Annotated in this window: 24 protein-coding genes and 1 tRNA gene; 8 read left to right on the top strand and 17 right to left on the bottom strand. The window is 64.6% G+C overall.

Features of this window, described 5'->3' with window-relative positions; translation table 11 throughout:
• Positions 1 to 14: 14 nt before the first annotated feature.
• Positions 15 to 1,979 carry a hybrid sensor histidine kinase/response regulator gene (locus AC07UX_RS01895; protein WP_495190334.1) on the bottom strand — a complete coding sequence of 655 codons (1,965 nt, stop codon included), beginning with the start codon at positions 1,977 to 1,979 and terminating at the stop codon, positions 15 to 17.
• Positions 1,980 to 2,147: 168 nt separating this feature from the next.
• On the opposite strand from AC07UX_RS01895, the gene AC07UX_RS01900 reads away from it, so the two are divergent.
• Together AC07UX_RS01900 and AC07UX_RS01905 are read left to right on the top strand one after the other, a co-directional pair.
• On the top strand, positions 2,148 to 3,059 hold the full coding sequence (locus tag AC07UX_RS01900; protein ID WP_495190335.1) for a sugar kinase: 912 nt from the start codon (positions 2,148 to 2,150) through the stop codon (positions 3,057 to 3,059).
• 46 nt (positions 3,060 to 3,105) lie between these two features.
• Positions 3,106 to 3,179 (top strand) — tRNA-Gly (locus AC07UX_RS01905).
• 20 nt (positions 3,180 to 3,199) lie between these two features.
• Here the strand turns inward: AC07UX_RS01905 and AC07UX_RS01910 are convergent.
• The 7 genes from AC07UX_RS01910 to cyoA are packed head-to-tail and all read right to left on the bottom strand — an operon-like array spanning position 3,200 to position 9,978.
• Entirely contained in the window at positions 3,200 to 3,733 is a 534-nt protein-coding gene (locus AC07UX_RS01910; RefSeq protein ID WP_495190336.1) for a response regulator transcription factor, read from the bottom strand.
• Complete coding sequence (locus AC07UX_RS01915; protein WP_495190337.1) at positions 3,723 to 5,072, bottom strand: ATP-binding protein; 1,350 nt, start codon at positions 5,070 to 5,072, stop codon at positions 3,723 to 3,725. The genes AC07UX_RS01910 and AC07UX_RS01915 overlap by 11 nt, the downstream gene beginning before the upstream one ends.
• Complete coding sequence (locus AC07UX_RS01920) at positions 5,069 to 5,788, bottom strand: SURF1 family protein (protein WP_495190338.1); 720 nt, start codon at positions 5,786 to 5,788, stop codon at positions 5,069 to 5,071. The genes AC07UX_RS01915 and AC07UX_RS01920 overlap by 4 nt, the downstream gene beginning before the upstream one ends.
• Entirely contained in the window at positions 5,785 to 6,228 is a 444-nt protein-coding gene (cyoD, locus tag AC07UX_RS01925; RefSeq protein WP_495190339.1) for a cytochrome o ubiquinol oxidase subunit IV, read from the bottom strand. Before cyoD ends, AC07UX_RS01920 begins: the two co-directional genes overlap by 4 nt.
• Complete coding sequence (cyoC, locus tag AC07UX_RS01930) at positions 6,225 to 6,848, bottom strand: cytochrome o ubiquinol oxidase subunit III (RefSeq protein WP_495190340.1); 624 nt, start codon at positions 6,846 to 6,848, stop codon at positions 6,225 to 6,227. The genes cyoD and cyoC overlap by 4 nt, the downstream gene beginning before the upstream one ends.
• Positions 6,849 to 6,853: 5 nt before the next feature.
• Positions 6,854 to 8,854: a cytochrome o ubiquinol oxidase subunit I gene (gene cyoB, locus AC07UX_RS01935; protein WP_495190341.1), complete on the bottom strand. Its 2,001-nt coding sequence runs from the start codon at positions 8,852 to 8,854 to the stop codon at positions 6,854 to 6,856.
• Between the two features lie 5 nt (positions 8,855 to 8,859).
• Entirely contained in the window at positions 8,860 to 9,978 is a 1,119-nt protein-coding gene (cyoA, locus tag AC07UX_RS01940) for a ubiquinol oxidase subunit II (protein WP_495190342.1), read from the bottom strand.
• Positions 9,979 to 10,165: 187 nt separating this feature from the next.
• On the opposite strand from cyoA, the gene AC07UX_RS01945 reads away from it, so the two are divergent.
• Complete coding sequence (locus AC07UX_RS01945) at positions 10,166 to 11,497, top strand: MFS transporter (protein WP_495190343.1); 1,332 nt, start codon at positions 10,166 to 10,168, stop codon at positions 11,495 to 11,497.
• Here AC07UX_RS01945 and AC07UX_RS01950 read toward each other — a convergent pair.
• The 7 genes from AC07UX_RS01950 to AC07UX_RS01980 form a co-directional block, all read right to left on the bottom strand.
• Positions 11,494 to 12,342, bottom strand: coding sequence for a glycosyltransferase family 2 protein (locus tag AC07UX_RS01950; protein WP_495190344.1), 849 nt, complete (start codon positions 12,340 to 12,342; stop codon positions 11,494 to 11,496). The two genes, AC07UX_RS01945 and AC07UX_RS01950, sit on opposite strands and share 4 nt — an antisense overlap.
• 4 nt (positions 12,343 to 12,346) lie before the next feature.
• On the bottom strand, positions 12,347 to 13,618 hold the full coding sequence (locus AC07UX_RS01955; RefSeq protein WP_495190345.1) for an ammonium transporter: 1,272 nt from the start codon (positions 13,616 to 13,618) through the stop codon (positions 12,347 to 12,349).
• A gap of 344 nt (positions 13,619 to 13,962) precedes the next feature.
• Entirely contained in the window at positions 13,963 to 14,265 is a 303-nt protein-coding gene (locus tag AC07UX_RS01960; RefSeq protein WP_495190346.1) for a LysR family transcriptional regulator, read from the bottom strand.
• 195 nt (positions 14,266 to 14,460) lie between these two features.
• Positions 14,461 to 14,751 (bottom strand): HigA family addiction module antitoxin, encoded by a 291-nt coding sequence (locus tag AC07UX_RS01965; protein ID WP_495190347.1) that lies wholly within the window; start codon positions 14,749 to 14,751, stop codon positions 14,461 to 14,463.
• A 4-nt stretch (positions 14,752 to 14,755) separates the two neighbouring features.
• Positions 14,756 to 15,034, bottom strand: coding sequence for a type II toxin-antitoxin system RelE/ParE family toxin (locus AC07UX_RS01970; RefSeq protein WP_495190348.1), 279 nt, complete (start codon positions 15,032 to 15,034; stop codon positions 14,756 to 14,758).
• Positions 15,035 to 15,088: 54 nt separating this feature from the next.
• Positions 15,089 to 15,853: a GIN domain-containing protein gene (locus tag AC07UX_RS01975; protein ID WP_495190349.1), complete on the bottom strand. Its 765-nt coding sequence runs from the start codon at positions 15,851 to 15,853 to the stop codon at positions 15,089 to 15,091.
• Positions 15,805 to 16,566, bottom strand: a complete 762-nt coding sequence (locus AC07UX_RS01980; RefSeq protein ID WP_495190350.1) for a head GIN domain-containing protein — start codon at positions 16,564 to 16,566, stop codon at positions 15,805 to 15,807. The genes AC07UX_RS01975 and AC07UX_RS01980 overlap by 49 nt, the downstream gene beginning before the upstream one ends.
• A gap of 121 nt (positions 16,567 to 16,687) precedes the next feature.
• On the opposite strand from AC07UX_RS01980, the gene AC07UX_RS01985 reads away from it, so the two are divergent.
• Entirely contained in the window at positions 16,688 to 18,268 is a 1,581-nt protein-coding gene (locus tag AC07UX_RS01985; RefSeq protein ID WP_495190351.1) for a M28 family metallopeptidase, read from the top strand.
• Positions 18,269 to 18,273: 5 nt separating this feature from the next.
• Here AC07UX_RS01985 and gloA2 read toward each other — a convergent pair whose 3' ends face one another.
• Positions 18,274 to 18,663 (bottom strand): SMU1112c/YaeR family gloxylase I-like metalloprotein, encoded by a 390-nt coding sequence (gene gloA2, locus AC07UX_RS01990; RefSeq protein WP_495191753.1) that lies wholly within the window; start codon positions 18,661 to 18,663, stop codon positions 18,274 to 18,276.
• An 83-nt stretch (positions 18,664 to 18,746) separates the two neighbouring features.
• Positions 18,747 to 19,136 carry a hypothetical protein gene (locus tag AC07UX_RS01995; RefSeq protein WP_495190352.1) on the bottom strand — a complete coding sequence of 130 codons (390 nt, stop codon included), beginning with the start codon at positions 19,134 to 19,136 and terminating at the stop codon, positions 18,747 to 18,749.
• Between the two features lie 195 nt (positions 19,137 to 19,331).
• Here AC07UX_RS01995 and hemB point away from each other — a divergent pair, with 195 nt between their 5' ends.
• From hemB to AC07UX_RS02015, 4 genes are all read left to right on the top strand, one after another.
• Complete coding sequence (hemB, locus tag AC07UX_RS02000; protein ID WP_495190353.1) at positions 19,332 to 20,327, top strand: porphobilinogen synthase; 996 nt, start codon at positions 19,332 to 19,334, stop codon at positions 20,325 to 20,327.
• A gap of 3 nt (positions 20,328 to 20,330) precedes the next feature.
• On the top strand, positions 20,331 to 20,885 hold the full coding sequence (locus AC07UX_RS02005) for a GNAT family N-acetyltransferase (protein ID WP_495190354.1): 555 nt from the start codon (positions 20,331 to 20,333) through the stop codon (positions 20,883 to 20,885).
• 84 nt (positions 20,886 to 20,969) lie between these two features.
• Positions 20,970 to 23,183 carry a fused MFS/spermidine synthase gene (locus tag AC07UX_RS02010; RefSeq protein WP_495190355.1) on the top strand — a complete coding sequence of 738 codons (2,214 nt, stop codon included), beginning with the start codon at positions 20,970 to 20,972 and terminating at the stop codon, positions 23,181 to 23,183.
• A 13-nt stretch (positions 23,184 to 23,196) separates the two neighbouring features.
• A complete protein-coding gene (locus AC07UX_RS02015) occupies positions 23,197 to 23,784 on the top strand; it encodes a gamma carbonic anhydrase family protein (protein ID WP_495190356.1) in 588 nt (195 codons plus the stop codon).
• Positions 23,785 to 24,183: the final 399 nt, after the last annotated feature.

Genomic DNA, 24,183 nt, shown 5'->3' on the forward strand with positions numbered 1-24,183 from the left:
GCTGAAAAATAGCCTCAGCGATCGCGAAGTAATATCTGGGGGTCCGTACCGCTATTGATGGTGGTGGCGCGCAGGGTATTGGCAAGGATGCGGGCGAGATCGGCCTGCCGGAACGGCTTGTCCAGTCGGGGGCGGCGGGACGCATGCGGGGGCAATTCGGCAAAGCCGGTAATGATGATGACCGGCAGGCCGGGTATCCTTTCTTCGACCGAGTCGGCCAGTTGCGCACCGGTCATGCCCGGCATGGCATGGTCCGTGACCACCAGATCGACGCGGCCCTGTTCCAACAGACGCAGCGCATCCGCGCCGGATGACGCCTGAAACACGGTATGGCCCAGCTCCTCCAGCATGCCGGCCGTGTTCGTCAGGACCAGATCGTCGTCGTCTACCGCCAATATCACGAGGGGCCTGCCACCTTCCCCCTGATCCTCGCTGAAGCTGACGATCGGCAATGCGTCCGCCATGTTCTGAGCCGCCGGCAACCACAGCGACACGGACGTACCCTGTCCCGCCTGGCTTGCGATGGTCAACGACCCACCGCATTGCTGCGCGAAGCCGTGCACCATCGAAAGGCCAAGGCCGGTGCCCTTGCCTATGCCCTTCGTCGTGAAAAAAGGTTCGCGGGCGCGTTCCAAGGTGGAGGCATCCATGCCTTCGCCCTCATCGATCAGCGACAGGCGGATATAGGCCCCCGCGTCGAGGTCGGGCCGTTCGCCCTGCTCCACGGTCATTTCGCTGGCTTCGACGATGATCCGCCCGCCGTTCGGCATGGCGTCGCGCGCGTTGACCGCCAGGTTGAGCAACGCCAGTTCCAGTTGCGCGGCATCGGCATGGGCCGGTTGCATCGACAGGGGAAAGCGCGTTTCGATGGTGGCGGCGGTGCCCAATGTCGTGCGGAACAGTTCCGCCATGCCCTGCACCAGCGCGATGCAATCGACGTTTTGCAGCTTCAGTTCCTGCTTGCGCGCAAAGGCGAGCATGCGCTGCGTCAGTATCGCGCCGCGATCGGCCGCCGTCATCGCATTGTCGATATAGCGGCTGATGTCCCCGCCGGTCGCCATCCGTTGCCGGGCCAGGTCCAGGCTGCCGACGATCACCGCGAGCAGATTGTTGAAATCATGCGCCACGCCGCCGGTCAGCTTGCCGATCGCGTCCATCTTCTGCGTCTGGACGATGGCGTCATGCGCTTCGTCCAGCGCGCGTTGTGTTTCGAGTCGTTCGGTCAGGTCGCGGGTGATTTTGGCAAAGCCCAGCAGCCGCCCGTCCGGCGTGCGAATGGGGTCGATCACGACATTGGCCCAGAAGCGCGACCCGTCCTTGCGGATGCGCCACCCTTCCGCTTCGAACCGGCCGACCGTTTCGGCGGTGTGGAGTGCGCGGGAGGGGAGGCCAGCCAGACGGTCTTCCTCGCTGTAGAAGCGGGCGAAATTCTGGCCGACAATCTCATCGGCGCTATACCCCTTGAACCGCTGGGCACCCATGTTCCAACTGGTCACCGTGCCGACAGGATCCAGCATATAGATGGCATAGTCGGTCACGCTCTGCACCAGCAGCCGGAACCGCTCCTCACTCTCGCGCAGGGCCTCCTGCGCGGCCCGACGGTCGGTCAGGTCGCGCGTGACCTTGGCAAAGCCCAGCAACTGGCCGTCGGGCGCACGGATCGGGTCGATGACCACATTGGCCCAGAAGCGGCCGCCATCCTTGCGGACGCGCCATCCTTCCGCTTCGAACCGGCCGTCCAGTTGCGCGGTCTGGAGCGCGATGGCCGGGATGCCCGCCGCCTGATCTTCGGCGGTGTAAAAGCGGGAGAAATGCTCGCCGATAATCTCGTCCGCTTCATAGCCCTTGAACCGTCGGGCGCCCGCATTCCAGCTCGCTACGATGCCGGTGGGGTCGAGCATGAAAATGGCATAGTCGGTGACGCTTTGAACCAGTAGTTCGAAGCGATTGCCTGATTCTTGTTTGGTGGCGATAGTCATCAAGTCCCCGAATCAGGCGCTAGCGGATGCTGCACCCTTTGCCTTCGGCAAAACGGCGATCTTATGCAAACGTTCCGTGATGGGCCGCTCGAACGGACGATGCCTGCCCCCTTGACTTGGCGCGTGGCTCTGACCACCAAGCCCGCTCAAATTGGGAGCGGAGCGGGCATGGCGACGAAAGCGACGATCACGGTCATTGGGGAAGCGATGCTGGAGCTGAGCCGGGGCGAAGGCGATGGCTGGAACCTGCGCTATGGCGGCGACGTCATCAATACGGCCATCCACCTCGCCCGCGCGGGTGATAAGGTGCGCCTTGCCAGCGCCCTGGGTGCGGACCCGATGAGCGCCCAGCTACTAAGCCAGTGGGAGGACGAGGGTGTCGATACGTCGCTGGTCATCGCGGCACAGGGACGGTTGCCGGGTCTCTATGCGATCGAGACGGACGCGACAGGCGAACGCAGTTTCCATTATTGGCGCAGCGAAGCGGCGGCGCGGCGGATGTTCGACTTCCCTGAAAGCGCAGACATGGTGGCGCAGGCGGCGCAATCCGACCTGCTCTATTTTTCGCTCATCACGCTGGCGATCCTGCCTGACGCCGGGCGTAAGGCTTTGCTGGACCTGTGCGCGCAGGTACGCGCCAATGGTGGCAAGATCGCCTTTGACGGCAATTATCGCGCGCGCTTGTGGGATGATGCGGCGACCGCTCGCCACTGGCGCGACCGGGCGATCGCGGTCAGCGACATGGGCCTGCCGACCCTGGCCGACGAGGTCGAGATGGGCGAGGCGGACGATGCGCAGGATGCCGCCACGCGCTGGGGCGCGGGCGAGGGCAAGGATGTCGTCGTCAAGCTGGGCGGAGACGGCTGCCTTGTGGCGGGCGAGATCGTCGCGATCCCGCAGCGCGTCGATGTGATCGATTCGAGCGGGGCGGGCGACGCTTTCAATGGCGGCTATCTCCATGCGCGTCTGGCCGGCACCAGCCCGCGCGATGCGGCACTGGCCGGGCACCGGCTGGCCGGATGGAATATCGGCCGGCGTGGCGCGATCCCGGCGCGCGATGCCGACGCGCCCTACGGCTGATCCGAGTTGACAGCCGCCCATGGCTTGCGCCATGGGCAGGTCAGACGCGGGTGTAGCTCAATGGTAGAGCAGCAGCTTCCCAAGCTGACGACGGGGGTTCGATTCCCCTCACCCGCTCCACTTTCCCACAGCGTCGAAGATCAGCCGACCTGCCGCTTGGCCAGTTTGCGGGCGAGGGTGCGGCGGTGCATGCCCAGTCGCCGCGCGGCTTCGGAAATGTTGAATTCGCTGTCCTTCAGCACTTCATGGATATGCTCCCACTCCAATGTCTTGATCGACGTCGGCCGGGGCGCCAGCGGCGTGGCGGGGTCGCCGCCGGCACGGGCAAAGGCCGCTTCGATATCGTCGGTGTTGGACGGCTTGGCCAGATAGTTGGTCGCGCCCAGTTTGATCGCCTCGACGGCGGTGGCGATACTGGCAAAGCCGGTTAGCACGACGATCAGCATGGCCGGATCATGGGCATGGAGCGCCTGGACGCAAGCGAGGCCGGATTGCGGGCCGAGCTTCAGATCGACCACCGCGAAACCCGGCCGGTGACCGGCGAGCAGCGCCGTCACGCCTTCCAGGCTGTCGGCCAGCAGCACATCATAGTCGCGCCGCTCGAAGGAGCGTTTGAGCGTGCGGGCGAAACTCTCGTCATCTTCGACGATCAGCAATTGCCGGTCATGCGTCATCGCCCGTCTCCTCCTGAAGAGGATCTTCTTCCTCCTCCATGGCCAGCGTGTCGAGGGGCAGGCGCAACTGAATCATCGCGCCACCATCTGCGCCATTGCTGGCATCGACGCGCCCGCCCAGCTTGCGCGCGACATTGACGACCAGAAACAGGCCCAGGCCGCCGCCCTGCTTGCCCTTGCTCGACCGGTAGGGCTTGCCGACATCGGCCAGCATCGTCGGGTCGAACCCCCGGCCATTGTCGCGCACGGCGATGTGGAGCCACTGGCTGTCGCGGCTGACCATGATGTTGATGTAGGTGGCGCCGGCCTCACGCGCATTGTCGAGCAGGTTGGTCACGGCCTGGCGGATGACCGGGTCGGCGATGATGCGGGGATAGCTGTGCGGACCAAAGTCGCAACGCAGCGGCATGCCGGGATTGGCGCTGCGCCAGTCGCGCGCGATGATGTCGATGAAATCGCGGATATTGGTGACTTCGGGCGCCTCGCCCCGTGCTTCGCCTGCCGACATCAGGATAGCTGTCAGGATGGCCTTACAGCGTTTCACCGCTGCCTCCATCTCGCCCACTTCCTCTACCAGCGCGGGATGCGCCCTGATTTCGCGCATGTGGCGCCAGTCGCCCAGCACAACCGCCAACTGGGCGAGGGGGGTGCCCAGCTCATGGGCGGCGCCCGATGCAAGCAGGCCCATGCGGACGATATGCTCTTCCTCCACCGCCTGCTGCCGCAACTGCGCCAGATAGGCTTCGCGCTGTTGCAGATTCTGGTTCACCCGCGTCATGAACAATACCAGCAGCACCGCGATCATGGTGATGCAGATCCAGGTGCCGACGATATGCAGGTCGAACAAATGACCTTGCAGCGCTTCGTTCAGGTCGAGGGGGCGGTAGATGAACGCCAGCATCGCGGCGCACAGCGTCGATACGCCCACGATGCCCCAGGCGCTCCAGCGATGCAGCAGCATGGCGCCCAGCGCGACCTGCACCAGATAGAGCGAGACGAAGGGATTGGTCGCGCCGCCGCTCAGATACAGTTGCGTGGTCAGTGCGAAGACGTCGAACAACAGTGCCAGGAAAAGTTCGGCATGCGTGATGTCTGTGCGCCGCCGCAGCACCATCAGGCTGCCGACATTCATCGCGGTGGCGATGCAGGGCACGACAAGCATGGAGGCGAGCGGCAGGCGGATGTCCATGCCGAAATGCACGAAGGCGATGGTCGCGATCTGGCCGGCGATGGCGATCCAGCGCAGCTGGACCAGCAGCGCCATGTTGCGGCGGCCCGCGGCGTCGGCAGGCCACCGGCCGGGTAGCCAGCGCACCCGTCTGGCGGACGACGCGGTCATTCCCGGCGATCTTTTCCAGTCTGGCGCATGACCAGCATATAGGCGCCCACGGTCATCGCCGCCAGCGCGAACCAGGTGATGGCATATTGCAGATGATTGTTGGGGAAGCTGACGACGGTCAGGCCGCCGACGGGCAGGGCGCCGGGGGAGGGGCCGCGCTCCGCGTCGATGAAATAGCCGCGAACCCGGCCGAGCTGGCGCGCCTGCGCGATGGCGGCGACGTCACGGGAATGCCAGCGATCGGCGGCGGGATCGTTCCTGCGCAGGAAGCCGCCATCAGGTTCGGTGAGGCGCAGCAGGCCGGTGACCCGTACATTGCCCCGAGGCCGGTCGTAGCGTGCGGCGCGGCCCGGCACGAAGCCGCGGTTGACAAGGGTGATGGCGCCATCGTCGGCGCGCAGCGGCGTCATCAGCCAGAAGCCGGGGCCACGCACGGTGACGGCCTGCGTCAGGGCGGCCTTGTCGTGCAAGAAGTTGCCGGACAGGGTGACGCGGCGATATTCGTCGGCTTTGGTGGCGGCCGTGGGCGCGGGGACCGGCGCGGCATGGATGCGGGTATCAACGCGGGCGATCAGGTCGCGTTTCCAGCCGAGGCGCTGGACCTGCCAGGCGCCAAGCGCGCTGAAGCAGGAAAACAGGATCAAAGCGATCAGCGTCAGGCCGATCGTAAAGGCCGGGGAGCGTTTGGCACGCTCCCCGGTGTTCGCCGTTGTCACGGCATTTCGCTCATGTTCGCCATGGTCGACATATCGTGGCCGGCGTTCATTTCGCCGGTCATATCCATGTCCGCATGGGGCATCATATTGTTGTTCATATGATACATGACCCAGGTGGAGCCGGCGAGGACGATGACCACCAGAATCAGCGTCAGCGCCATCGCCATGAACGACCAGCCGCCTTCGACGCGGGTGTTCATGTGCAGGAAGTAGATCATGTGGACGACCACCTGCACTGCCGCGAAGGCGACAATGACGATGCCGGTCAGTTTCGGGTCGCCCAGCACGCCGGACATCACCAGCCAGAAGGGGATGGCCGTCAGGATCACCGACAGGCCGAAACCGATCATATAGCTGCCGAAGCTGCCATGGGCGCCTTCTTCATGATGATCGTCGTGGCCGTGCCCGTGGGCATCGTGGGGATGGACAGCGTCGCTCACCGCAGGACTCCCATCAGATAGACAAAGGTGAAGACGCCGATCCAGATGACGTCGAGGAAGTGCCAGAACATGGAAAGGCACAGCAGGCGGCGCTTGTTGGCGGGGATAAGCCCCTTTTTCGCGACCTGCACCATCAGCGTGATCAGCCAGATCGAACCGAAGGTGACGTGCAGACCGTGGGTGCCGACCAGCGTGAAGAAGGCCGACAGGAAGGCCGAACGCCCCGGACCCGCGCCTTCATGGATGAGGTGCGAGAACTCGTAGAGTTCGATGAACAGGAATGCCCCGCCGAACAGCAGCGTGACGAACAGCCAGCCCTGCGTGGCGCTGACCTTGTTCTTTTCCATTGCCAGCATGGCGAAGCCGTAGGTGATCGACGAGAAGAGCAGCATCGCGGTGTTGATCGCGATGAGCGGCAGGTCGAACAGATCCTTGGGGCCGGGCCCGCCGGCGAAATTGCCGCCGAGCACGGCATAGGTGGCGAACAGGATGGCGAAGATGAGGCAATCGCTCATCAGGTACATCCAGAAGCCCAGCATGGTGCTGTGGCCTTCGTGGAGGTGCGGCTCCTCGGGCAGATGATATGCCCGAGGGTCCGTGGTTGCAGTTGCGCTGCTCATGTCAGTCAGACTCCAGCGGCGAGGATGCGCGTACGCTCTTCCTCGGTGCGCGTCACATCCTCGACCGGGATGTAGAAGTCGCGCTTGTAGTTGAAGGTGTGGAAGATGGCGAAGCCGATCATGCCGACGAAGCTGAGGGCCGCCAGCCACCACATGTACCAGATCAGGGCGAAGCCGCAGACCGTGGCCAGACCCGCCAGGATCACGCCGGTGCCGGTGCTGCTGGGCATATGGATCGCCTGATAGCCGGTCAGCGGGCGCTGATAGCTATTGCGCTTCATATCCGCCCAGCTGTCGGCGTCATACACGACCGGCGTGAAGGCGAAATTATACTCCGGCGGGGGCGAGCTGGTCGCCCATTCCAGGGTACGACCATCCCATGGATCGCCTTCGACCTTGAGCTCGTCGCGCTTCCAGATGGAGAGAGCGAACTGAAGGAGCATCGCACCGATGCCAGCCGCGACGATGGCGGCGCCGATGGCGGCGATGACGAAGTAGATCTGAAGCGATGGATCGTCAAACACGCGCATGCGACGTGTCACACCCATGAAGCCAAGGATGTAGAGCGGCGTGAAGGCCATCCAGAAGCCGACCTGCCAGCACCAGAAGGACACATGGCCCCAGAACTGGTTGAGCTTGAAGCCGAGCGCCTTGGGCCACCAATAGTTGATCGCCGCGAACAGGCCGAACAATACGCCGCCGATGATCACGTTATGGAAGTGCGCGATCAGGAACAGCGAGTTGTGCAGCACGAAGTCGGCCGGCGGAACCGCGAGCATCACGCCGGTCATGCCACCGATCGTGAAGGTCAGCATGAAGGCGACGGTCCACATCATCGGCAGTTCGAAACGAACGCGGCCGCGATACATGGTGAAGAGCCAGTTGAAGAGCTTCGCACCCGTCGGGATCGAGATGATCATCGTCGTGATGCCGAAGAAGCTGTTGACGCTGGCGCCGGACCCCATGGTGAAGAAGTGGTGGAGCCACACGAGGTAGGACAGCACCATGATGGTGCAGGTCGCATAGACCATGGAGGTATAGCCGAACAGACGCTTGCCCGAGAAGGTCGAGGTGACTTCGGAAAAGACGCCGAACAACGGCAGGATGAGGATGTAAACTTCCGGGTGACCCCAGATCCAGATCAGGTTCACGTACATCATCGGGTTGCCGCCGAAGTCGTTCGTGAAGAAGTTGGTGCCGGCATAGCGGTCGAGCGAGAGCAGGACCAAGGTGGCGGTCAGGATCGGGAAGGAGGCGACGATCAGGATGTTCGCGCAGAGCGAGGTCCAGGTGAATACCGGCATCTTCATCAGCGACATGCCTGGCGCGCGCATCTTCACGATGGTCGCGATCAGGTTGATGCCCGACAATGTCGTACCGACACCGGCCACCTGCAACGCCCAGATATAATAATCGACACCCGTAGCCGGGCTATAGTCGATCCCGGACAGCGGTGGATAGGCGAGCCAGCCGGTCTGGGCGAATTCGCCCAGGAACAGCGAGGCCATCACCAGCACCGCGCCACCCGTCGTCATCCAGAACGAGAAATTGTTCAGGAAGGGGAAGCTGACGTCGCGCGCGCCGATCTGGAGCGGGACGATATAGTTCATCAGACCGGTGATGAACGGCATCGCCACGAAGAAGATCATGATCACGCCATGGGCGGTGAACACCTGGTCATAATGGTGCGCGTTGAGATAGCCCTCAGACCCGTTGAAGGCGAGCGCCTGTTGCAGCCGCATCATGACCGCGTCGGCAAAGCCGCGCAGGAACATGATGAGGCCCAGCACCATGTACATGATGCCGATCTTCTTGTGATCGACGCTGGTGAACCACTCCTTCCAGAGATAGCCCCAGAGCTTGAAATAGGTGAGCGCTGCGACCACCGCCGCGCCGCCCAGCACCACCGCGCAGAATGTCGCGACGACGATGGGCTCATGCCATGGGAAGCTGTCCCATGTCAGACGACCGAAGATCATCTGTGCTGTTGTCATTGTGCCAGTCATGGGCCTTACCGATGCTGCGCGTGCGCATCAGCGCCGCTGTGAGAGGAGTGATCCGCCGCCGGAGCATCCGACGCGCCGGGCGCGTCGGGGGCCGTCTGCTCGCCCTTGTTCCGGTCTTCCTGGTCGATCACATGGCTGTTGGGGAAGTCATATTGCAGCCCCTTGGTGTCGTGGGCAGATTCCTTGCCCGCGCCGCCCATCTGGTCGATGTGCATCAATTCCTTCATGCAGCGCTGGCCCGGCTTGACGCACAGGTTGACGACGGCATCGAACAAATTGGCTTCGCTGCTGCCGAAATAGGCGACCGGCGCCTTTTCGGACGGCTTGGCCAGCGCCTGATAGACGTTGCGGTCAAGGCTGGTCTGGCTACCCTTCACCTTGGCGACCCAGGCGTCGAAGCCGGCCTGGTCCAGCGACTGATAGCCAAAGCGCATATGGGTAAAGCCCGCGCCCGAATAGTTGGCGGAAAAGCCAGTGCCCTTGACGGGCTTGTTGGCGACGGCGTGGAGCTGCGTCTTCATGCCGGGCATGGCGTAGATCTGGCCGGCCAGTTCGGGGACGTAGAAGCTGTTCATCACGGTCGAAGACGTGATGTCGAAGCGGACCGGAACGTTGGTGGGGAGGGCCAGTTCATTCACGGTGGCGATGCCGAGGTCCGGATAGATGAACAGCCATTTCCAGTCGAGCGCGACGACCTGGACCGTCAGCGGCTTGACCTTGGGGTCGATCGCCGTCTTGGAATCGATCCGATCGAGCGGACGATAGGGGTCCAGCTTGTGGGTGCTGACCCAGGTCAGCGCGCCCAGCGCGATGATGATCAGCAGCGGCGCCGACCAGATCAGCAGTTCCAGCTTGGTGCTGTGATCCCAGTCGGGATCATAGTCCTTTTCAGTCGCTTCGTTCGTGGCGCGATAACGCACCGCGAACCACACGACCATCGCCATGACGGGGATGACAATGAGGAGCATCAGCGCGACCGAAATCAGGATCAGATCGCGCTGCTGCACCGCAATATCGCCCGACGGGTTCATCACGACCCAGTTGCAGCCCGCCAGTGGCGCCGCAAGAATCGGAGCGGACCAGCGCAAGAGCCTGATCCTGTTGGGGGAGGGAGGGTTAGCCATGGCGCGCGCCTAAAGGGTCTGCACAGAGTCGGATAGTGGGCAATTTGTCCAATTGTGTGCGAATGCAAAAAATGTTTGAGATATGGGATACTGCTTAGACTCTGTACGTTTTCTGTTATGCTGCCATTCCACGGCCACTGGCAGACGAGAAAACCGCGCCGGTGGCCAAGCCAAGGAGCGGATGTCTATGAGTTCAGGGGCCATTGCCTTCACCTCCACGCCACTTGAGGACGACGCGCGCGCCATCAACGCGCGCGACCATTCCATTGCGCCTGGGGACATTTCCATTGGTGTGATCATTGGTCGCACCTCCGAATTTTTCGACTTCTTCGTTTATGCCATCGCTTCGGTGATCGTGTTTCCCAGTCTCGTCTTTCCCTATGTGGATGCGCTGACCGGCACCCTCTATTCTTTTGCAATCTTTGCCGTTGCCTTCATCACCCGGCCGATCGGGTCGCTCATCTTCATGGCGATCGACAGACGCTATGGTCGCGGCACGAAGCTGACAGGCGCTCTGTTCCTGCTCGGCAGCTCTACCGTCGCCATCGCCTTTCTACCTGGATATGAGACGATTGGCCACTATGCTGCGGTAGTCCTCGTCATCCTTCGCGCGGCGCAGGGTATTGCGCTGGGCGGTACCTGGGACGGGCTGGCCTCGCTCCTGTCGCTCAACGCGCCGCAGAATCAGCGTGGCTGGTATGCGATGGTGCCGCAACTGGGCGCGCCGCTGGCGCTGATCGTGGCGAGCGGTCTGTTCGCTTTCTCCATCCTCAACATGACGCAAGCCGACTTCCTCGACTGGGGCTGGCGCTATCCCTTCTTCGTGGCCTTTGCGATCAACGTCGTGGCGCTCTTTGCTCGCCTGCGCATCGTGGTGACGCATGAATTCGAGCGTTTGTTCGAACAGCGCGACCTCGTGCCGTCGGCGGTCCTTTCGACCGTGAAGGCGGAAGGGCGCAATATCGTCATCGGGGCCTTTGCGCCGCTAGCCAGCTTCGCGCTGTTCCATATGGTTACCGTCTTTCCGCTGTGCTGGGTTGCGCTCTATACCGACCAGCCGCTCGACCGCTTCCTCATCATCGAGATGATCGGCGCGTCCGTGGGCCTGCTCGCCATCGTCGTCTCCGGCTTCATCGCCGACCAGATCGGTCGTCGTTCGCTGCTCGGCTGGTCGGCGCTGGGCATCGCGATCTTCGCGCTGATGGCGCCGTTGCTGCTGAATGGCGGGGAATTGGGCGAGGTCGCCTTCATGATCCTGGGCTTCATGCTGCTTGGCCTGTCCTTCGGTCAGTCGTCGGGCGTCGTGGCGTCCAATTTCGCGACCGATGCCCGCTATACCAGTTCGGCGCTGACGTCCGATCTGGCCTGGCTGGTCGGTGCAGGCTTCGCCCCGCTGGTGGCGCTGCTGCTGTCGGTCAAGTTCGGCCTGGCGGCGTCGGGCATCTACCTCCTGTCCGGCGCGGTGGCCACGATGGTTGCTCTGTACGTCAACAAGGAACTGGCGGGCAGGGACCGCTAGGCGGCGGCCTTCCTCATGCGGGCAAGCGCTTTCCGGTCGAACCATCCGGTCAGGCCGGGGCGCGGACGCCAGCGGGGGAGCCATTCGCCATAGCGACTCGCAAGGCGCGCGGGGAGGCCATCCGGCCCCTCGCGCGTCATGATGTCGGATATGATGCGGTTCTGGTAGAAGCGCACCGAATAGTTGATCAGCCTTTTATACTGCATCGCCCATGTCGAGGGGCGGGCGAGACTCACCTGCTCGGCGATGAAGCCCGCGCCTTCGCAAGCCAGCACCCGGTCATGCACCCAATGGCCGTCGTCTTTGAGGTCGGTATGCGCCCAGGCCGCCACCAGCCCATCATCGCCGATTAGATCCTGGGGCAGGCGCAGGCCGCGCGCCCGGATCGCCGCGACGAAATGGCCCGACAGGGCATAGAGGTCGCCGAACATCCCGCCTTCGTCGCGCAGCCCCTGGCGATAGACCTCCACCATGCGGCCGTTCATGGGCATGCCGGCGGCGGCATTGGCCTGGGGATGGGCGGCCAGGTCGGCGAGCAGGGCGTCGAACGAACCCGGTGCGATTTCCGCGTCGCCGTCCATGAAGATCACCGCTTCTTCGTCGCCGGCCAGCAGGTCGTGCACCATATGGTTCCAGGTCCGCGACTTGCCGCCTGCCTCTATGTCATGGACGATGACGTGGGGGCGGCCGCCGGCCGCTGCGTGCGCGCGGGCGACGGTATCGTCGGTGGTGCCGTTCACCAGCACATGAAAGATCGTGTCGGGCCGGTCGAGCGGGATGGAGGCGAGGCAAAGCGCGATCCGGCGCTCTTCCTGATGGGCGAATATGGCGACGGCTACGCCCATGGGGTCAGCGGAAATCCCAGCCCTGCTGGCCATGCTGGCTGGCGTCCAGACCGTCCGATTCCTCCTGCGCGCTCACCCGCATCGGGATTACCACGGACACGATCAGCGCGGCGATCGCGCTGCCGACCATGGACCACAGCGCGACGATGACCAGCCCGATCGCCTGCGAGGTCAGCGCGCCGGTCAGGCTGATATTGGCGTCGAAACCGACCCCGCCCATAAGCGGCAGGACGAAGACCGGCAGCAGCAACGTGCCGGTCAGACCGCCCAGGCCATGGACGGCGAAGGTGCCGGCGCTGTCGTCGACCTTGCCCACGATGAGTCCGGCCCCGGTACGCGCGACGATGGCGGCGATCAGGCCGATCAGCATCGCGCCGCCGGTACCGACCAGAGCGGCGGAGGCGGAGATGGCGGCGACCCCGGCCAGCGCGCCGGACAGGATGCCGGTGGCGCGGGTCCGGGCGCCGAGCAGCCTGTCGAGCAGGCCCCAGCCGAGCGCGGCGGCGCAGGCGGCAAAGAGGTGGTTGAGGATGGCGGTCGCCGCATCGTCCGTTGCGCCCAGAGCCCAGCCGCCGACCGCGCCGGACAGGCCGATCCACAGCAGCGCGCCGCCGGCCATGGCAAGCAGCGGCGTATGGCCGGGATCGGACGGCTCGCGCCGCGCGCCGGCGATGATGGCAAGGGCGAGGGCGGAGAAACCGGCCGTGCCATGCAGCACCAGCCCGCCGGCAAAATCCATGACGCCCAGATCCGCGAGCCAGCCGCCGCCCCATAGCGCATGGGCGATCGGCGCATAGACCAGCAACAGCCAGAGCGGGGTGAAGGCGATCCACCAGCCGATCCGCACCCGTTCCGCCACGGCGCCGACGAGCAGGCAGGCGGCCAGCAGGGCAAGGGTCAGCTGGAAAAGGACGAAGGCGGATTCGGGCACGGTCAGTCCGTCGCGCAATTCGCCCAGGTTCGCGAGCAGCAGGTTCGAGCCACCGCCCAGCCAGGCGCTGCCCGGCGCAAAGGCGACGCTATAGCCGGCGATCGCGAAGGTCAGTGTGGCTACGGCGGCGACGGCGGCACCCTGCGCCGACACCGACAGCGCGTTGCGCACATTCACCTGCCCCGCATGGCGCAGCATCAACCCCGGCAGCGCTGCGAGAAGCAGCAGCAGCGCGCACAGGATCATCCAGCCGGTATCGCCGCTATCGGCCACGGCCACCTGCGCCCATGCAGGCTGGGGGAGCGCGAGTGCGACGAGAAGGGGCAGGGCGAGGGAAAGGCGCATAGTCGGGAATCCGGCTGTCAAGAATGGGGCCTGTCTAACCACGGGCTGGTAAAGTTTTCGATAAGCACGGGTCGGTGGCCGCAAGGGTCACAGAAAGGCGACGGGGTGAAGTTCACACCGTCGTTGGGGTAAAAAGAGGCAATTGCGACGGGGGTGCGACGGGCACGCGCCACATGCGAGACGCCGCCGCGCCACCGACGCGCCAGAAAGGTGACATTTACGCGCCACCGACGCTCCATCGACGCGACAGCGGCGCGACCGGTGCGCGTCACCCTGGCACCAGGCGCGCGCCAGATCCGCTACGGGTTGGCGACAGGCCAATGACCAGCCCGCCCCGGCTCTCCTCACGGCTTTTGCGGGGGCGCGGCGCGGGCGGTCTGGGCGAAGGGGTCCGCCATCAGATGGGCATGGACGGCCAGCGCCCGGTTCCATGCCTGATCGAATGGCGTGCCGGCCAGCTTGCGCCGCAGCCGATGCGCGCTGGATCGCGACATGCCCGCCGCGCGCGCGGCGCTCGACACATTGCCGCTGTCCAGCAGGACGGAGAGGAAGAGGCGCTGCCGGTCCGGCGTCCAGTGCGCACGATCGATGACGCGATTAGCGACAGGCGCGCCATCGCGCGCGGCGGGAGGGGTCTGCTGTTCCATCGGCAAGGATAGATCAGAGAATACGCGAATAGGAAAGCATGGCGAAGGGGGTGGTTCGTCGGGTAGAGGGGCGGGGACGCGAAAGATGTCGTGTCCCCGCCTGCGCGGGAAGACGCCGCCCTATAGATGGCCAAAAACCTCGTCCTGTTGCGGCATCAATCTTCCTAACGACAATAGCGGGCCGCAACCTGTCCCTTATGCGGCATCTTCCAAGCGCCGGACGGGCGGTTGTTTATGCTGCATGGCCCGCCAAAGGTCATGATTGGCCTGCATCGCAAGCCATGCGCGTGCGGTGCTTGCGCCGGCCTGTTCCAGCCGGACGGCCAGATCGGGGCTGATCGCAGCCTTGCAATTGAGTACCCGCGACAGCGCGACCCGTGACATGGCGAGCCGGTCGGCGGCCTCCGTGACGGAAAGGCCTAGTGCCGCAACAACTTCGTCGCGCAATATGGCGCCGGGATGAGGCGGATTGTGCATCATGGTCATGATCCTAATGATAATCCTGATAATCGACCAGTTCGACGTCCGCACCAACGAAACGGAAGGTGATACGCCAATTGCCATTAACCCAGACCGACCAATGCCCCTGCAAGTCGCCTTTCAACGGATGCAGCTTGAACGATGGCAAATTCATGTCATCAGGTCTGGCGGCTACGTCGAGCAGCCCCAAAATATTTCTTAGCTTCTTTTCATGCGACGCCTGGATGCCCCGCGTCGTACCGGTGCGGTAGAAAGCTTCGATTCCTTTGTGTCGAAATCCGACGATCATTGCATATTGTATCGCATGGCGATACACTGCGCAATCTCTTTATAACTCGCCTCCTTAATAGTTCTCGCCCCCGCAGGTCACGCGGCCGGTGCCGCGATTGTCCACGGTGCAGGCGGCCTTGCCGGGGACGGCGATGTCGCCCGATCCCGACGTGACGACCTTCGCCGTGACGTCTGCGGTCAGGGTGATGGTGCCGGGGCCTTCGTTGCCAATGCTGGCCTGACGGGCGCGCAGGGGTTCGGCGGCGATCGCGCCGGGGCCGTTGACGTGGATATTGGCGACGCCGGTACGCCCCGCCAGCGTCACCCGGCCGCTGCCGGCCAGCAGCACGTCGATCCGGTCGAGTTGCACATCGGCGATGCTGACATCGCCATTGCCGCCCAGCGACACCTGCCCCTGCAACCCCTTCATCCGGTTGACGGCGACCGACCCGCCGCCGGTCAGCGCGATCCGGTCTATCATGGGCGTGGACAGGCGCAGCGTCGCCGCGCCGCCGCTCTTTTCGCCGGCGCGCAGGCGTATCGCGGAGACGGTCAGCAGGCGGCCGGACACATCCACCTTCAGCCGGTCGAGCGCGCCCTGATCGCCCTCTGCCCGCGCCGATGCGCCCGGCCCGGTGGTCAGGATCACGGTCACGGGCGCATCCACGCGGATCGCATCGAAGCTGGTGATGGTGAAGCCGCGCATCGCGGCGCCGGCCGGCGCAGCGAACAGCAGTGCCGCGGCGCCGGCCGACGCGGCGGGCAATAGCCGCGCCGCGCAGCCAAAGATCAGGGTGCGCAGCGTGCCTCGCCCGGTCCCATTCCGCTTGTCGTGCATTGCGCCTTGCCCTTCACCGTCACGTCGCCCGGACCCATGATGCTGATAGCGACCTTCCCGTCGGAGGCAAAGTCGATGTCGCCCGCGCCCAATATGTCGACCTTGGCCGTGCCGACCTTCAGCGCTTCGGCGTCGATGTCGCCCGCGCCGGTGATGGAGAATTTCGCTTCGTCAGCCGTGCCTGAGATTTTCATGGAGCCGGCGCCGGTAATGTCGGTGGTCAGCGACTTGAGCGTCACCGCGCCGATGCGGAAATCGCCCGCGCCGGTCAGCGACAGGGTCAGGCTGTCGCCATCCGCCTTGTCCAGATCGAAATCGCCCGCGCCGGTCAGGTCGGCGGACTTGATGGCGGGCATGGTGACATGGACGGTCGCGCCCTTGTCGCCATTCTTGCGGCCCCAGCTCCAGTCGCCCTTGGACTTGCGGCCGATGATGAGCGTGCCGCCTTTCGTGCGGATGTCGAGATCGGCCACGGCCTTGGCATCGCCGTCGGCGCTGATCTTGAAATTCGGTCCGATGGTGACGACGACATTGTCCGGGCCGGTCGCATCGATGGCGTCGAACTGGCTGAGTTTCGCCCAGTCCTGCGTGGTCTGCGCGACCTGATCGGGGGCCGTGCCGGCGGCGGGCGTTTCGTCGGTGCGCGAGCAGGCGGCAGTGGACAGGGCCACGCCGGCAACGACCAGAGCGAAAAGGGGAAGGGGGCGGGACATCTCTATCTCCTGTTTGTGTATTGCCATGATAATACACATGCGGGTGGCGGTTCCAAGCCCCCTTGTTCGTCAGACAGGGTTTGGCATGTCAGCCCCTTGATAATAAGCGGAGTCCGCCTTTATGCGCCTGTCCCTCATCGCTCTTCCCCTGTTGTCCCTGATCGCGACCGCGGCGCATGCGCAGGCCGATGACGGCGGGCGCTGGTGGGCGCATGTCGAAGCGCTGGCCAATGACGGCATGGAAGGACGGGGGACCGGCACGCCCGGCTATGACCGCGCGGCCGACTATGTGATCGCCCAGTTCAAGGCGCTGGGGCTGAAGCCGGCCGGGGTGGACGGCTACAAGCAGCCGGTCGCCTTCGTCGAGCAGCGCATCCAGTCGGACCGCAGCAGCGCGACGCTGGTGGGCCCGCAGGGGGAAACGGCGCTGGCGGTACCGGGCGACCTTATCTTTTCGGGCAGCGGCGGGCCGGTGCCCGAAAGCGTCGATGCGCCCATGGTCTTTGCCGGCTATGGCCTGCATCTGCCGGAGGCGGGGCATGACGATTTTGCCGGGCTGGACCTGAAGGGCAAGATCGTGGTGGTGTTGTCGGGCGGGCCGGCGGATATCTCCGGCGCGCTGAAATCCCATGCCCGGTCGGAACGGGCGCAATGGCTGGCCGCGCAGGGGGCGCTGGGCCTCATTACTTTGGTGACGCCGGGGCAGGTGGAAATCCCCTGGGTGCGCCGGGTCGCGCTGGCCGGGGCGCCGGCGCTCTATTTTGCCGACGATGCGATGCGGGAAACCAAGCTGCCCTTCCTGGGCGCGCAGTTCGACCCGGCAAAGTCGGCGCAATTCTTCGCGGGAACTGGCAAGGATTTCGCGGCCATCGCGGCGGCTGCCGATGCGTCCGCCCCGGTCGCCAGCTTCCCGCTGGCGCTGCGCTTGAAGGCGCAGGTGGCGGCCACGCGGCGCGAGCTGTCGTCGCCCAATCTGGTCGCGGTCATGCCGGGCAGCGATCCCCAGCTGAAGGCCGAGCATGTCGTGCTGTCGGCGCATCTGGACGGCTATGGCATCGGGACGCCGATCAAGGGCGACGCGATCTATAATGGCGCGCTCGACAATGCGTCGGGCGTGGCCAGCCTGCTGGAGATCGCGCGGGCGCTCAAGGCGAGCAAGGTTAAGCCCAAGCGCTCCATCCTGTTCACCATCGTCACGGCGGAGGAGAAGGGGCTGCTGGGCGCGCGCTATTTTGCGGGGCGGCCGACCGTGCCGGCCAAAAGCATCGTGGCGGACCTGAATTTCGACATGGCGCTGCCCATCTTCCCGCTGACCAGCGTGACGCCGATCGGTTACGACCAGAGCAGCCTGGGCAAGGACGCGGAGGTGGTGAGCGCGCAGATGAAGCTGCCGATCACGCCCGATCCCTTCCCGGACCGCAACGTCTTCATCCGGTCCGACCAATATGCCTTCATCCGGCAGGGCATCCCGGCGCTCTTCTTCAAATATGGGTTCAAGGCGGGGACGCCCGAAGCAACCACGGAAAAGGCGTGGCGGGCCAACATCTATCACTCGCCCTTCGACGATTTGAACCAGCCGGTGCTGCCGGCGGAGACGGCGAAGCTCAATGCCTATGTGACCGCGGTCACGCTGCGCGTCGCCAATGCGGCGGCGCGGCCGGCGTGGAACGACGACAGTTTCTTCAAGCGGTTCGCGAAGTAACGGCGTCAGGCCGCTGGAGCGCTTTCGTAAAGTTCCAGCGGCAGACCGTCCGGGTCGGTAAAGAAGGTGAAGCGCTGGCCGGTATATTCGTCGATCCGGATGGGTTCGCATTCGACGCCGGCCGTTGCCAATCGCGCAACCTCCGCATCCAGATCGTCGACCAGGAAGGCGAGATGGCGCAGGCCGAGCGCTTCGGGGCGGCTGGGCCGGGGCGGGGGCGCGGGGAAAGAGAAAAGTTCGATCTGCGCATTGCCTGCGTCCAGATCGCATTTCCACGATTGCCGTTCCGCCCGCCACACTTCGCGAATGACGGGCAGGCCCAATATGTCGCGGTAGAAGGCCCGCGAACGGTCATAGTCGGAACAGATGAGGGCGATATGATGGATGGCGCGCATCGCCGGTCCATAGGCCATGCGCGTGCGCGACGAAAGCTGGCTTGGCGCATGATCCGATTGGATGCCAGCTGACTTCACAATGCTCAGCCCAGGGCCGCGCGCCTTTGCACCGGCGCATCGAACAGCCATTGCTCCGCCTCTTCCACCGAGGTGAAGATGTCGGCATCGTCCCGTACGCTCAGGATACGGCGGGTCTGCATCCGGGTCAGACTGTCATGCCGCACGACCGCCAGCCGGCGCGACCGGAAAGGCGATTCCAGCATCACCCGCATGAACGCCGCGACCACCTCCTGCGACTGGATGACGCAGCCTTCGGTATTGACCAGCAGATAATATTCGCCCGAGCCCAGGCCCATGGCGATGACGGCCGCTTCCTTCTCATGGCTGAAGCGCTGGACCTCGGCCGGATCAAGAAAACCGGTCATCTGGGCGATGACGAGGCTGCGGCTCTGGTCCGAAGTGATGCTGATCATGGGTTCCCTGTCTGTCGCTCGTCTGTTCGTCGCTGATCCGCCCTGCGATATCGGGGTTAACGAACGCTAATATTCCTGGCCCGGTTCGACCAATGTCTAAAGGATCGGTAAAATCTTCGCCCGTTCCGGAGGCAAGGCGCCTTGGACAAACTGCCCGGCTTGATCCCCCCGACCCCCCGGCCTAAACCCGCGTGCATGACCTACGCCCCCTATCCGGCGCTGCGCTTGCGCCGCACCCGTGCATCGGCCTGGAGCCGAGCGATGCACGCCGAAAACCGCCTGTCCCCCAGCGATTTCCTCTGGCCGTTGTTCGTCACCGAAGGGCAGGGCGTGGAAGAGCCGATCGCCGCGCTGCCGGGCGTGTCGCGCTGGTCGGTGGACCTGATGGTCGCGCGGGCGAAGGAAGCCCGCGATGCGGGCATCCCCTGCCTCGCCCTCTTCCCCAATACGCAGGCGGAACGGCGCAGCGACGATGGGGCAGAGGCGCTCAATCCCGACAATCTGATGTGCCGGGCGATCCGCGCGATCAAGGATGCGGTGCCCGACATCGGCATCCTGACCGATGTGGCGCTGGACCCCTATACCGCCCATGGCCAGGACGGGCTGCTGGACGACACGGGCTATGTCCTCAACGACGCGACCATCGACATATTGATCGGCCAGTCGCTCAACCAGGCGGCGGCAGGCGCGGACATCATCGCGCCCAGCGACATGATGGACGGCCGGGTCGGCGCGATCCGCGCCGCACTGGAACAGGGCGGCCATGCCAATGTCCAGATCATGGCCTATGCCGCCAAATATGCCAGCGCCTTCTACGGCCCGTTCCGCGATGCGGTGGGGTCGCGCGGATTGCTGAAGGGCGACAAGAAAAACTACCAGATGGACCCCGCCAATGGCGAGGAAGCGTTGCGCGAAGTGGCGCTGGACCTGGCCGAGGGCGCGGACAGCGTCATGGTGAAGCCGGGCCTGCCCTATCTGGACATCGTGGCGCGCGTGCGCGACCGCTTCGCCGTGCCGGTCTTCGCCTATCAGGTGTCGGGCGAATATGCGATGATCGAACATGCGGTCGCCGCCGGGGCGGCGGACCGCGATGCGATGGTGCTGGAAACGCTGATGGCGTTCAAGCGGGCTGGATGTTCGGGCGTGCTGACCTATCATGCGCTGCACGCGGCGCGGCTGCTGGGCGGCTGATGCGTGGCCGAATTTCGGCTTGAAACGGACCGGTTGATCCTGCGCGCATGGCGCGAGGCGGATGTCGATCCGTTCATGCAAAATCTGGACGATGACAATGTGACGCGCTGGCTGGGCGGACGCCAGCCGCGCGATCATTATGCCGACCTGTACCGGCGCATGGCCACTGCCCAGCAGGAACAGGGCCATTGCCACTGGATCATGGAATCGCGGGCGGATGGCGCGATCATCGGATTTTGCGGTCCGCGCCGCGGTCGGCATCCCGGTACCCCTATATTCGGCGCGCTGGAATTGGGCTGGCGGCTGGCGTCGAGCCATTGGGGGCGTGGCTATGCCAAGGAGGCGGCGCGGGCCGCGATCGACTGGTGCCGGACATATCGGCCAGACGACAAGCGGATCATCGCCTATACCGTGCCGGGCAACAGGGCATCCTGGGGGCTGATGCTGGGTCTTGGCATGACGCGGCGGGCGGACATGGATTTCGATCATCCCGCCTTCGCGCCGGGGCATCCGCTGTGTCGCCATATCGTCTATGGGCTGGATGCGGCCCGACCATGATAATGCGAAATTCGCGAACTTCTCCTTGAACCGAAGCGGTTAGCTGCCCCATGAACGGGGCGGGGACCACAGGAGGATCGGAATTTGATCGGTACGCGCGCCCGCTTCGTCATCACGATCTGTGCGGGTTCTTTCCTGCTGTTCCTGGTCCAGCCGATGATCGCCCGCATGGCGTTGCCGCGCCTGGGCGGGGCGCCATCGGTATGGAATTCGGCCATGCTGGTTTATCAGGCGCTGTTGCTGGCGGGCTATGCCTATGCGCATCTGCTGGGCCGGTTCGCGGCGCGGCGGCAGGCGCTGATCCACCTTGGCCTGTTCCTGATTTCCGCCACCTTCCTGCCGATCGGCCTGATGGGGTGGCAGCCGTCCGCCGATATCGAGCCGGCCCTTTGGGTGCTATGGCTGCTCGGTGCGTCGATCGGGCCGCTTTTCTTCGTGGTCGCGGCGCAGGCGCCCTTGTTGCAACGCTGGTATGCGCTCGCGGAGGGGCGCGATCCCTACCCCCTCTACGCCGCGTCGAACCTGGGCAGTTTTGCCGGGCTGATCGCCTATCCGCTGCTGGTCGAGCCGTTGCTGGCCCTGAAGGCGCAAAGCATCCTCTGGTCGCTCTGCTACGGCGCGCTCTTCTTCCTGGTTTACTTCAGCGCCCGGCGATTGCCGGCGGACAGCCCCGGCGAAGTGGCGGTGGAAGCGCGCGATGCGCCGCCACCCGACAGGCGGCGCATGCTGCACTGGCTGGCGCTGTCGGCCGTGCCGTCGGGCCTGATGCTGGCGACCAGCCTGTATCTGACCACGGACATCGTCGCCATGCCGCTGCTGTGGATCGTGCCGCTCGGCCTCTATCTGCTCAGCTTCTCGGTCGCCTTTGCGACGCGGCGGGGCGGCGCGGACCTGTGCCTGTCCATCGCGCCGCTGATCCTGCTGATCGGCGCCTGCATCGCCTTTACCGGCGGCGTCCACTTCCCCGTTTTCATTGCGATCGGCATCGTCACCGTGCTGTTCGTGGCATCGACCGCGCTCCACGCCCGGTTGTACGATCTGCGGCCTGCGCCCGCCCATCTGACCCGCTTCTACCTGCTGATGTCGGTTGGTGGCATGCTGGGTGGCCTGTTCTGCGCGCTCATTGCGCCGCTGATCTTCGACTGGACGTACGAATATCCGATCCTGCTGGTTGCCGCGGCGCTGCTGCTGCCGGATCGGGAGGCGGCGTTGCGACTGCCCCGCCTAATCTGGGAAAATCCGCAGCGGCGCGTCTGGCTGGCGACGATCATGCTGCTGATCGGCCTGCTATTGTCGCTGGTCGGCGGCGGGGTGGTGCCGGGTCTGGCGTCACCCCTGTTCAAGACGATCTGTTTCGTGGCGATCATCGCCTTGGCTATTCTGGCGCTCGGCCATCGCTGGCTGACGGCGGGCATGCTCGTCTATCTGATGCTGTGCCTGAGCGGGTGGGAAAAACTGTCCCAGTCGGCCAGCGGCATGCTGACGCGCAGCTATTTCGGCGTCTATGGCGTGGCGAACCGGGATGGCGCCGGGGGGCCGGGCGAGCGCATCCTGTTCCACGGCACCACCTTGCACGGCGTCCAGAACCGGGCGAAGGACAGGGAACTGGACCCGACCAGCTATTATGCGCCGGATTCGGGCGTGGGGCTGGCGATGCGCCATGCACCGGCGCTGTTCGGGCGGCGCGCGCGGATCGATGTGGTGGGCCTGGGCGCCGGGACGCTGGCCTGCTACATCAAGCCGGGGCAAAGCTGGCATTTTTACGAGATCGATCCGGCGATGGCGGCGATCGCCCGCAATCCGGCCGACTTCACCTTCCTGTCGCGATGCCAGCCCCGCGCGAACATCATCATCGGCGACGCGCGCATGACGCTGGCGCGGCAGCCGGCGGGCGGCGCGGACCTGCTGGTGATCGACGCCTTTTCGTCCGATTCCATCCCGATGCACCTGCTGACGCGCGAGGCGCTGAACATCTACGGGCGGCGGCTGGCGCGCAATGGCGTGTTGTTGATCCATATCTCCAACCGCTATCTCGACCTGCGGCCGGTCGTAGCGGGGAATGCGGCGGCAGACGGCTGGCATGCGCGTCTGCGCCATTACAGGCCGAACAAGCGGGACGCGGGGCGGCATTATGCGGCGTCGATCTGGGTTGCCTTGTCCCGCGATCCGGCGCAACTCGATCATCTGGTCAGCTTGTCCGGCCGCGATGATTGGCAGCCGCTACAGCCCCGGCCGGGCTTTGCGACCTGGACCGACGACCATGCCAGCATCCTGCCGGTGCTCAAGATCAGACCCTGAGAGGAGAGCCATAATGGCCGCCGCGACCGATTATCCAGACGTGAGCATCATCCCCTTCAACGGCAAGGCGCCACGCATCCACCCCAGCGCCTTCATCGCGCCGGGGTGCCGGATCATCGGCGATGTCGAGATCGGCGAGGATGCGAGCATCTGGTATAATTGCGTGATCCGGGCGGACGTGAACCGGGTCAGGATCGGTGCGCGGACCAATGTGCAGGACGGCAGCGTCATCCATTGCGACAGTCCCGGCGACCGGGCGGACGGGCGACCGGTGGACGGCTGGCCCGCGATCATCGGCGACGATGTGCTGATCGGCCATATGGCGATGATCCACGGCTGCGTGCTGGAGGATCGGGCTTTCGTCGGGCTGGGCGCGATCGTGATGAGCGGTTCTACGGTGGAGAGCGATGCGATGCTGGCGGCGGGCGCCTTGTTGTCGCCGGGCAAGCGGGTGCTGCACCGCCAGCTATGGGCCGGGCGCCCGGCCAAATATATGCGAGACCTGAGGGACGAAGCGATACTGGATATGCGCGAAGGGGTGGATCATTATGTCCACAATGCCAAGGCGCATAAGGGCGCGGTGAAGGCGATGGGGGAATAAGACGGCTTTGGGTGGGTTGCCGGCAGTCAGCTTTTGGCGAGATGATCGAGATAGCTGGACACCCGCAACAACCTTGAATTCAGCAAAATCCCATCTAATAATTTCGATCGCTTGGCATTCGAAAGGTCAAGAAATCTGAGGTATTTGCGGGTGCCAAGCTGACGCCGCATGGTGAGAAATCATCCGGCAACGATCGCCCGGTTGCGGACACTGCGCAGGTAGGACATGATAGATTGATGACGCATCTGCTGAAGCTCATTCCGAGGTGGACTTTCCCAATCTTCGCCGCTGCTGTGGGTTTCGGATTTTCTGAAGGTTTTCAGGGACTTGGGTTCATAAAGCGGTTATCCGATAGTATTGGGGTCGCCGTTGCGGTCGCGATGATCTTTTTACTATGTC

The organism is Sphingobium sp. GW821-FHT02B05 (genome assembly GCF_059421905.1).

Coding starts and splice junctions, on each gene's coding strand:
- AC07UX_RS01895 (WP_495190334.1), bottom strand. CDS start 1,979: ATGACTATCGCCACCAAACAAGAATCAGGCAATCGCTTCGAACTACTG.
- AC07UX_RS01900 (WP_495190335.1), top strand. CDS start 2,148: ATGGCGACGAAAGCGACGATCACGGTCATTGGGGAAGCGATGCTGGAG.
- AC07UX_RS01910 (WP_495190336.1), bottom strand. CDS start 3,733: ATGACGCATGACCGGCAATTGCTGATCGTCGAAGATGACGAGAGTTTC.
- AC07UX_RS01915 (WP_495190337.1), bottom strand. CDS start 5,072: ATGACCGCGTCGTCCGCCAGACGGGTGCGCTGGCTACCCGGCCGGTGG.
- cyoC (WP_495190340.1), bottom strand. CDS start 6,848: ATGAGCAGCGCAACTGCAACCACGGACCCTCGGGCATATCATCTGCCC.
- cyoB (WP_495190341.1), bottom strand. CDS start 8,854: ATGACTGGCACAATGACAACAGCACAGATGATCTTCGGTCGTCTGACA.
- cyoA (WP_495190342.1), bottom strand. CDS start 9,978: ATGGCTAACCCTCCCTCCCCCAACAGGATCAGGCTCTTGCGCTGGTCC.
- AC07UX_RS01945 (WP_495190343.1), top strand. CDS start 10,166: ATGAGTTCAGGGGCCATTGCCTTCACCTCCACGCCACTTGAGGACGAC.
- AC07UX_RS01950 (WP_495190344.1), bottom strand. CDS start 12,342: ATGGGCGTAGCCGTCGCCATATTCGCCCATCAGGAAGAGCGCCGGATC.
- AC07UX_RS01955 (WP_495190345.1), bottom strand. CDS start 13,618: ATGCGCCTTTCCCTCGCCCTGCCCCTTCTCGTCGCACTCGCGCTCCCC.
- AC07UX_RS01960 (WP_495190346.1), bottom strand. CDS start 14,265: ATGGAACAGCAGACCCCTCCCGCCGCGCGCGATGGCGCGCCTGTCGCT.
- AC07UX_RS01965 (WP_495190347.1), bottom strand. CDS start 14,751: ATGACCATGATGCACAATCCGCCTCATCCCGGCGCCATATTGCGCGAC.
- AC07UX_RS01970 (WP_495190348.1), bottom strand. CDS start 15,034: ATGATCGTCGGATTTCGACACAAAGGAATCGAAGCTTTCTACCGCACC.
- AC07UX_RS01975 (WP_495190349.1), bottom strand. CDS start 15,853: ATGCACGACAAGCGGAATGGGACCGGGCGAGGCACGCTGCGCACCCTG.
- AC07UX_RS01980 (WP_495190350.1), bottom strand. CDS start 16,566: ATGTCCCGCCCCCTTCCCCTTTTCGCTCTGGTCGTTGCCGGCGTGGCC.
- AC07UX_RS01985 (WP_495190351.1), top strand. CDS start 16,688: ATGCGCCTGTCCCTCATCGCTCTTCCCCTGTTGTCCCTGATCGCGACC.
- gloA2 (WP_495191753.1), bottom strand. CDS start 18,663: ATGCGCGCCATCCATCATATCGCCCTCATCTGTTCCGACTATGACCGT.
- AC07UX_RS01995 (WP_495190352.1), bottom strand. CDS start 19,136: ATGATCAGCATCACTTCGGACCAGAGCCGCAGCCTCGTCATCGCCCAG.
- hemB (WP_495190353.1), top strand. CDS start 19,332: ATGACCTACGCCCCCTATCCGGCGCTGCGCTTGCGCCGCACCCGTGCA.
- AC07UX_RS02015 (WP_495190356.1), top strand. CDS start 23,197: ATGGCCGCCGCGACCGATTATCCAGACGTGAGCATCATCCCCTTCAAC.